This is a genomic window from Xanthomonas sp. D-36-1, assembly GCF_017746155.1.
Taxonomy (GTDB): Bacteria; Pseudomonadota; Gammaproteobacteria; order Xanthomonadales; family Xanthomonadaceae; genus Xanthomonas; species Xanthomonas cissicola.
The window spans coordinates 1-7,119 of record NZ_JAGHWR010000116.1 but is presented as its reverse complement, the minus strand read 5'-3'; the positions used below and the strand labels follow the sequence as shown (position 1 = coordinate 7,119).

Annotated in this window: 6 protein-coding genes, 1 other RNA gene and 4 pseudogenes; 6 read left to right on the top strand and 5 right to left on the bottom strand. The window is 59.9% G+C overall.

The annotated features are described in order from the left end of the window. From J7367_RS21610 to J7367_RS21600, 3 genes and pseudogenes are all read left to right on the top strand, one after another. Window positions 1-1,372, top strand: a pseudogene (locus J7367_RS21610) (Tn3-like element TnXo19 family transposase); the annotation flags it as partial. Window positions 1,373-1,375: 3 nt separating this feature from the next. Then, window positions 1,376-1,813: pseudogene (locus tag J7367_RS22585) on the top strand (plasmid stabilization protein); the annotation flags it as partial. A gap of 45 nt (window positions 1,814-1,858) precedes the next feature. Then, window positions 1,859-2,212 (top strand): hypothetical protein, encoded by a 354-nt coding sequence (locus J7367_RS21600; protein ID WP_057663006.1) that lies wholly within the window; start codon window positions 1,859-1,861, stop codon window positions 2,210-2,212. Window positions 2,213-2,449: 237 nt separating this feature from the next. Here the strand turns inward: J7367_RS21600 and J7367_RS22420 are convergent. After that, a pseudogene (locus J7367_RS22420) lies at window positions 2,450-2,674 on the bottom strand (IS3 family transposase); the annotation flags it as partial. Window positions 2,675-2,841: 167 nt separating this feature from the next. Here J7367_RS22420 and J7367_RS21590 point away from each other — a divergent pair. Further along, a complete protein-coding gene (locus tag J7367_RS21590; RefSeq protein WP_057663003.1) occupies window positions 2,842-3,273 on the top strand; it encodes a DUF3757 domain-containing protein in 432 nt (143 codons plus the stop codon). A gap of 61 nt (window positions 3,274-3,334) precedes the next feature. Here the strand turns inward: J7367_RS21590 and J7367_RS21585 are convergent. Then, window positions 3,335-3,410, bottom strand: a non-coding RNA gene (locus J7367_RS21585) — sX9 sRNA. Window positions 3,411-3,519: 109 nt separating this feature from the next. Between J7367_RS21585 and J7367_RS21580 the strand changes: the two are divergent. Then, a pseudogene (locus J7367_RS21580) lies at window positions 3,520-3,797 on the top strand (hypothetical protein); the annotation flags it as partial. Window positions 3,798-3,934: 137 nt separating this feature from the next. On the opposite strand, the gene J7367_RS21575 reads toward J7367_RS21580, so the two are convergent. The 3 genes from J7367_RS21575 to J7367_RS21565 form a co-directional block, all read right to left on the bottom strand. Continuing rightward, on the bottom strand, window positions 3,935-4,216 hold the full coding sequence (locus tag J7367_RS21575) for a type II toxin-antitoxin system YafQ family toxin (protein WP_017158383.1): 282 nt from the start codon (window positions 4,214-4,216) through the stop codon (window positions 3,935-3,937). Beyond that, the gene (locus tag J7367_RS21570; protein ID WP_017158384.1) at window positions 4,203-4,472 is read right to left on the bottom strand and encodes a type II toxin-antitoxin system RelB/DinJ family antitoxin; all 270 of its coding nucleotides are present in this window, start codon (window positions 4,470-4,472) and stop codon (window positions 4,203-4,205) included. Before J7367_RS21570 ends, J7367_RS21575 begins: the two co-directional genes overlap by 14 nt. 108 nt (window positions 4,473-4,580) lie before the next feature. Continuing rightward, window positions 4,581-5,555: a recombinase family protein gene (locus tag J7367_RS21565; RefSeq protein WP_057662992.1), complete on the bottom strand. Its 975-nt coding sequence runs from the start codon at window positions 5,553-5,555 to the stop codon at window positions 4,581-4,583. A gap of 423 nt (window positions 5,556-5,978) precedes the next feature. On the opposite strand from J7367_RS21565, the gene J7367_RS21560 reads away from it, so the two are divergent. After that, complete coding sequence (locus J7367_RS21560) at window positions 5,979-6,986, top strand: hypothetical protein (protein WP_057662990.1); 1,008 nt, start codon at window positions 5,979-5,981, stop codon at window positions 6,984-6,986. Window positions 6,987-7,119: the final 133 nt, after the last annotated feature.

Genomic DNA, 7,119 nt, shown 5'->3' with positions numbered 1-7,119 from the left:
GGACCAGTGCGAACCTATGTTGAAGGATTACTGCAAGCAGGTGGGGCTGCCGGCCACGGCCGTGGGCTTCGTCAATGCATTGCAATCGCGCCTGATGCAGGTCGCCGAGCTGACCGATCAGGGCTATCTTGAGAATGGCCAGGTGGTCATCGGCGAGGATGGTATCCCGGTGCTCAAGCGCAGCAAGGCCAAGGAGATGAGCACCGGGGCCCGTGCCCTAGAAACCGCCGTCCTAGACCGCATGCGCGAACGCAGCGTCATCGAGATCCTGTGCGATGTGGCCCACTGGACGCGCTGGCCCCGGCACTTCGGTCCTCTGTCCGGCTCGGACGCCAAGATCGAGCAACCGACCGAGCGCTACGTCCTCACCGCCTTCACCTATGGGTGCAACCTCGGACCGGCCCAGGCTGCCCGACACCTGCGTGGCGCTGTCTCGGCGCACATGCTGTCGTTTGTCAACCGCCGGCATGTGGATGCCAACAAACTGGCGGCAGCTTGTCGGGACATCATCAACAGCTACGCCGGCCTGCAGCTGCCCAAATGCTGGGGCGACGGCAAGAGCGCGGCCGCCGACGGCACCAAATACGATCTTTACGACCAGAATCTGCTCGCCTCGTACCACATCCGCTATGGCGGCTACGGCGGCATCGCCTACCACCACGTGTCCGATACGTATGTCGCGCTGTTCAGCCACTTCATTCCGTGTGGAGTCTGGGAGGCGGTCTACATCATCGATGGCCTGCTGAAGAACACCTCCGACATCCAGCCTGACACCGTCCACGCCGACACGCAGGGGCAGTCGCTGCCGGTGTTCGGCCTTTCGCATCTGTTGGGCATCCAGCTGATGCCGCGCATCCGCAACTGGCGCGAATACAAGTTCTTCCGCCCCGATGAGGACATTCGTTACGAACACATCGATGCGCTGTTCCGGGACACTGTCGACTGGGATCTGATCGAGACCCACTGGAAGGACCTGATGCAGGTCGTGCTCTCGATCAAGACCGGCAAGATCGCGGCCTCGACGTTGATGCGCAAGCTGGGCAACTACAGCCGCAAGAACCGGCTGTACCAGGCCTTCAAGGCGCTCGGTTCCGCCGTGCGCACCTTGTTCCTGCTGCAGTACATCTCCAACCGCGAGTTGCGCGAGCAGATCACCGCCTCGACCAACAAGGTGGAGGCCTACAACGGCTTCGCAAAGTATTTCTTCTTCGGCGGGGAAGGAGTGATTGCCGACAATGACCCCGTTGAGCAGGAGAAGGCCGTCAAATACAACGACCTGGTCTCCAATGCCGTCATCTTCTACAACGTGGTCGAACAGACCCGAATCATGACGTCTCTGATGCGGCAGGGGTGGAAGATCACGCGGGAGGACGACGAAGAGTTCGACTACTACGTCGTTCCCACCGTTAGCGAGAAGAAGCAGCAAGCCGATACGCTAAGTACTATCAGGACACTCACCAGCCTCGGCGTGCCGGCGAAGAAAATCCGCGTGGTGTTCAACAAGGTCGAGCTGGAAGACGCCAACGACGTGCCGCGCCTGTTTCGGATGATCTTTGGCCTGCACGAAGAAACCAAGAGCTTCACGCTGCGACCAGAAGCCGTGGTCTTCAAGAACGAGATTTTCGACCGGCTGCGGACGCTGAAAAAGACCGTCTCGGAAATCGTGGCCGATGAAACGGACTATCGGGCAATGCTTCGTGAAGCCAAGGACGAGGACGCCAAGGCGCACGCGATCAACATGATCTCGGCGAAGTGGCTCGCCAAGTCGGCTAACAAGAACCTCGATGATGCCTACAAGGCGTTGTTCAAGTGAGGAGGCGTCATGGGGAGTCACGTATCCACGGCCCGCGAAGCGCTCATGGCCGAGCTGCTGCAAGATGCCGACGCCATCGTGCGTCGCTTCGAGCAAGCAGATCAGGCGCTGGCCGGAAAGATCGAGAAGGCAACCACGGACGCGGCCGGCAAGGCGTTCCTGGCCGCCAAGCTCACTTTCGAGTCGGTCATCGACAAGAACGCCGAAAAGCTGACCGAAGCTGGCCGACACGCGGCCGCGCAGATCGGGAATCAGCTCAACAGCGGCGCGGCGCAGCTCGTCACCGCGCATGCGGCCCTTGAGAGCAAGGCGCGGCGGTTCGTGCTGCTGCTGGCTGGGTTCGCATTTGTCGCCGGCGTGGTGGGCGGCTTCGTTGGGGCCAAGCTGGCCGGGATGTAAGACTGTCACCAGCACTTTTAATCTGACCCACTTCCCTGTCACGGTTGCTGACCCGGTATGAGGCCAGTGGTAACGTCAAGGCGCTAGCGCTGATCATCAGGATGTCGCCGGCAGCTTGGCGACACATCCTGCTGAACGGGCACTACACCTTTCAAAGCGACGGCAAGATGATCGACTTGGATGCGCTTGTGGCGGGGTTGGAGTTTGGGTGACGGAATTTTCTGGGCTTACAACCCCTTCCAGCGCCTTCATCCGCGTCGGCTCGTCCGTCGTCAGCCCCTGACGCTTGCCGGCATCACGCTCGGCCTGACGCACCCAGGTGCACAGCGTCTGCGACGAACAACCAATCTTCCCGGCAATCGATTCGATCGCCGCCCACTGCGGGCCGTACTCTCCTTGGTGCTCGCGCACCAGCCCAATCGCCCGCTCTCGCACTTCCAAGGAATACATCGTCTTGCTCATGGCCCCATCTTCTCAAGAGTTGGAGCCTCCCACATTCCCGGGGCGGTTCACTTTTTTTCGTATGGCGCGTTGTCCTTTCGGAATTCTGGATACATCTACGCAGCCGACAATCGGATAGTCAATCCTCATTGACGTCATATCCATAGCGTCTCAATCAGGAGAAACAGATGTATCGCAAATCACTGGTGATGATGGTCGCGTTGGCCGCTATGGCGGGGAGCGGCGCTGCCGTAGCCCACGATATCAATCAATCGTGTCCGGACCTGCACAGTGTTCGTATCGCCAAGTCCAAGTCCGTCGAAGGCGACACCTACACCACGAGTCCGACCTCCAATGGCAATCCATGGATCGGGGTCAATCCACCTGAGGCAAACGATGTCGAGCCACGCGACCTGAAATTTACTTCGGTATCTATCGTCAACGACCAATATCTGATCGCCTGCGATTACGCCGGCCCGGGTCTTTCCGGATTGCGCATGTCGCTGAAACTGAAAAAGACAGCGCAGCCTGTCGGCGCAAGCTGGGTGCAAGACCCGAACCTTTCGAACGTGTTGACCTGCACAGATAAGGATCTGAAGCGTTGCGCGTTCAAGCTCTGAGTGCGGATGCGGCGCCGGCACTGAACTGTTGCAATACCGTTCGGATCGCTCCTTCAGGAACTGCTAACACTATGTAGCGAGCAGTCGTCGGGTGGGTGTGGACGGCGCGAAGGAAACGAAATGTGCAGGTGGCACATCCTGATTCCGGGGTTGTAAGCCGGAACCCCAGAAAAATCCGTCTCTCATTTCCAGCCGCCATCGCATTCGTCCCAGAACGAACCGGTTGCCTCGTTCTTGACACTCATGATCGAGAAGGCAACCACGGATGCGGCCGGCAGGCATTCCTGGCCGCCAAGCTCACTTTCGAGTCGGTCATCGACAAGAACGCCGAAAAGCTGACCGAGGCTGGCCGACACGCGGCCGCGCAGATCGGGAATCAGCTCAACAGCGGCGCGGCGCAGCTCGTCGCCGCGCATGCGGCCCTTGAGAGCAAGGCGCGGCGGTTCGTGCTGCTGCTGGCTGGGTTCGCATTTGTCGCCGGCGTGGTGGGCGGCTTCGTTGGGGCCAAGCTGGCCGGGATGTGATACGCCGGTTTCATTTTCAGAAGACGACTGCGCGGAATATCAGGAGTCGGCTGCACTGCCTGTGGGAGCTATTTTTTTTGGCGCGTTCCATGTGCAGAACAGCGTCAATCAATCGTTTGACGGACAACGGGCGGGCCTCAGCCGAAAAGCTCGCTGTGCGAGCCAAGCCGTGCCAGTCGCAGGGTGTCGGGGTCGGACTTGCGGTAGATCAGCAGCAAGTCAGGCTTGATGTGACATTCCCGATAGCCCGCCCAATCGCCGGAAAGATCGTGATCGCGATAGCGTGCATCGGGAGGCTGATCGGTCGCCAGTGCGACCAACACCGGCTTGATCGCGTCATCAAGCGTGGCGCGATGCTGCCCCTTGGCTTCCCGCTTGTAGTCGCGCTTGAAAGCGGATGAACGGTCAATCGTCCGCATGCAAATCCGCCATCAGGTCGTCCACATTGGCGAACTTCTTACCCTTGCCTGATTCCAGTTCGGCAATCGCCTTTTTCGTGGTGGTGTTTGGTACCTTCACATCGAAGGGCAGGCGGTGTTCGTCGGCAATGCGTAGCATCAGCAGGCGGATAGCATCAGAGATCGACAGCCCCATTGCTTCGAGCGCACTAGCGGCACGTTCCTTGGTGGCGGTGTCGATGCGGGCGCGGACGTAGGTATCGGCGGTAGTGCTCATGGTAGTTCTCCGAGATCGTTTCAAGCACCGAAATTGTAGTCACAATGCGACCACGATGCAAGGCTGCATCGCGGGGTTGTAAGCCGGAACCCCAGAAAAATCCGTCTCTCATTTCCAGCCGCCATCGCATTCGTCCCAGAACGAACCGGTTGCCTCGTGCTTGACACTCATGTCATCGACCACGCAGTTGCGCAGCTCGGCCAAATGCAAGATTTCGTGCAGTAGATCGTCGATCTGCTGCTTCAAATCCGCATCGTCGGCGTAACGAATCACCAGTCGGTATTCGGTATCACTGAGCTTTGTGCTCTTGTGTGAGGTGGCGATCAGGTCGTCGATGTCCTCCCGAACCCGCTTTTTGCCTCGGGTGAACTTGCTCCCGTTTTCGACATGGAGCCAGAGAATCACGGCAACCGATGCCGCCGCCATGAGTTCCGTGCTCGGTGCCGGTGCCGGTGCCGGTGCGCTGAGCTTTGCGTGTTTGACGGCCTGGCTGATGGTGCTGCGGCTGCATCCCACCGTCTTTTGCACCACGCTCCACGAGCTGCCGCTGGCCAGCAGCCGATTGATCGCACCGTAGCGCGCCCGGTCGACTTGGCGGCCTCGATATTTGCCTGCGACCTTGGCTTTCGCAATGCCTTGGGCCTGCCGCTGTCTGCGCTGTTCATAGTCGCGCCGAGCGATGGCGGCCAGCATGTCCAGGAGCATGTCATTGATCGCACCGAACATGCGAGCGTCGAACTCGTTTTGCAGGGGGGCCAAGTGCTGCCACGTCGTCGGTACATTGACCGCGACCACGCGCACTGCGCGCTCGCGGATCAGCGTTTTCAGCTTCTCCCACTCGGCCCTGCCAAGACGTGACAGACGATCCACGTCCTCGACCAGCAACACGTCATGCGGCCGACTGTCGGCCAGCAACCGAAACAGCTCGGCTCGGTCCAAGCGTGCGCCGGACGCGTTCTCAGCGTAGTAGTTGCAGATGCGAACGCCCCGATCGCGCGCAAACTGATCCAAGCCGCTGCGAGCACGCTGGGCATCCTGTTCGTCTGTGGAGGCGCGCAGGTAGGCGCGGACAAAGGTGGTCATCGGTACGGTTAGGGTCGATTGGGTGAACCGGTTTGTTTAGGGTCACACGATTGGCAACAGAGTACCGGCTTCTGATGGTTCGACAAGGGGATACCCAAACAAAACCAGCATCCTGGCAGGGCAGGATGCTCAACGTGGATGCACTCGTGGCCGGACTGGAGCTGGGGTGACGGAAATTTCGGCGGTTCCGGCTTACCCCCCCTTTATCGCCGTCGATAGCCGCATCGCTCCGATATCGGTGCCGCAGTCCGGACCCAGCGGGTCGCAGATTGCACTGCATCGCGGCACGCTTGTGATGGGAGCCGACTTGTACATACCGCCTTATCGGCGCCTTCGCCAACGCGCAGATCGCTTCCGGCTTGGCCGTCGTGCTGCGTCGCTGACGAGCATGATCCAGCGCTCCACCCATCACCAGGGACGCAAATGATGAATATCGGAGCCAAGCTCTTGCTTGCCACTTGCATTATCGCAAGCACGGCCAATGCAGCGGAAACCGGGCAAACTGCGGCGACCGCATCGGCGGGCCGCACTGCGGCGATCTCGTCCTGGGAAACGACGATCCGGCAGGAAGCTCCCACGATGGAGGGATGCTTCCGTTCGTCGTTCCCCAACAATGGCTGGCAGGCAACCGCCTGCGTGCCCTCGCCAAAGCTGCTCTCGAGGCCGCCGGCCATCACTGTCCACAAGGATGGCGCCATCACCGCGCGCACCGATGCGGCGCTGACCGCCGGTAACGGTGTCGACTACGTTGCAGGCACACGCCAGCTTATCCAATCGACGTTGGGAACATTCCCGAGCGTGACTGGCGTGGCCACTGGCGTGGCCGACTATTCGCTACAGATCAACACCAATCTCGATAGGAACGCTGTGACCTGCGCACAGTTCGGATATTCCTCGTGCTGGACCTGGCAGCAGTTCTTCTACTCCACCGACTACGACAGCGACCCGATCAACGGCCGCACGCCGGTCATCTTTATCGAGAACTGGTTCTATGCCGGCAATGCCGAGGAATTTGAGGCAAAAGGCTGCCCGTCTGGTTGGAATTCCTACTCCACCAGCGATTACAACGCGTGCTATAGCAACAGCAATGGGGTGATTGTGCCGCTGGTTCCAATCTCGCAGATCGGCAGCATCAAGATGAGCGCTTCGGCGACCGCGGGCGGCGTGGACACCGTGACGTTCTCGATCGACGGCAGGGCCTACAGCGTCAGTCAAAGCGCCAACACTCTGAACATCAACAGGATTTGGCGGCGCTCCGAGTTCAATATATTCGGCAACGGCAGTGACCACCCGCTGGTGTTGTTCAATTCGGGCTCGCATGTCACCGTGAACGTGGCCGTCAAAGATGGAACCTCCAATGCTCCGAGGTGCCTGGGTCCCAACGCCGGTTATTCGGGGCAACAGAACAACCTCACGCTAGGGAAGGTCTGAACAACGAGACCTGACAGGGCGGAAGGTGGCGTCGTTCCGAAGAGTGGCTTTTGGAACTTCGGAATTTCGCCATTTCTGGCGCTTTCCGCGGGAATTTCCCGGTTCACAGACGCACGCTCCCCATCGCCGGCAG

Bases quoted from the DNA above. Each gene is read 5' to 3' on its own strand.
- J7367_RS21600 (WP_057663006.1), top strand. From the start codon at position 1,859: ATGGCCGAGCTGCTGCAAGATGCCGACGCCATCGTGCGTCGCTTCGAG.
- J7367_RS21590 (WP_057663003.1), top strand. From the start codon at position 2,842: ATGTATCGCAAATCACTGGTGATGATGGTCGCGTTGGCCGCTATGGCG.
- J7367_RS21575 (WP_017158383.1), bottom strand. From the start codon at position 4,216: ATGCGGACGATTGACCGTTCATCCGCTTTCAAGCGCGACTACAAGCGG.
- J7367_RS21570 (WP_017158384.1), bottom strand. From the start codon at position 4,472: ATGAGCACTACCGCCGATACCTACGTCCGCGCCCGCATCGACACCGCC.
- J7367_RS21565 (WP_057662992.1), bottom strand. From the start codon at position 5,555: ATGACCACCTTTGTCCGCGCCTACCTGCGCGCCTCCACAGACGAACAG.
- J7367_RS21560 (WP_057662990.1), top strand. From the start codon at position 5,979: ATGATGAATATCGGAGCCAAGCTCTTGCTTGCCACTTGCATTATCGCA.